Source organism: Polaromonas sp. P1_G2, assembly GCF_056405515.1.
The window spans coordinates 1-350 of sequence record NZ_JBFUBY010001849.1 but is presented as its reverse complement, the minus strand read 5'-3'; the positions used below and the strand labels follow the sequence as shown (position 1 = coordinate 350).

The window sequence follows — 350 nt, the reverse complement described above, 5'->3', positions numbered from 1 at the left end:
GAGCGCATGATGCGCTATTCGCAGGACGGCGACGTCTCGGTCTTCCGCACCAATTCGCATTTCACCAATGGCAATACCCGCGACCGGCAGGGCAGGCTCATCTCCTGCCAGCATGGCGCCCGCCGTGTCATCCGTACCGAGATCGATGGTTCGATCACGGTGCTTGCCGACAGCTACCAGGGCAAGCGACTGAATTCTCCCAACGACGTGATCGTCAAGTCGGATGGCACGATCTGGTTTTCCGACCCGAGCTACGGCATTCTTTCCAACTATGAGGGCTACAAGGCCGAGCAGGAACAGGCGACCCGCAATGTCTACCGCCTCGATCCCGCGACCGGTGAATTGAAAGT

At 59.1% G+C, this 350-nt stretch carries 1 protein-coding gene; it reads left to right on the top strand.

The genetic code is table 11. The annotated features are described in order from the left end of the window. A partial coding sequence (locus tag AC1D0P_RS32880; RefSeq protein ID WP_477680545.1) for an SMP-30/gluconolactonase/LRE family protein occupies window positions 1-350 on the top strand: 350 nt, incomplete at both ends.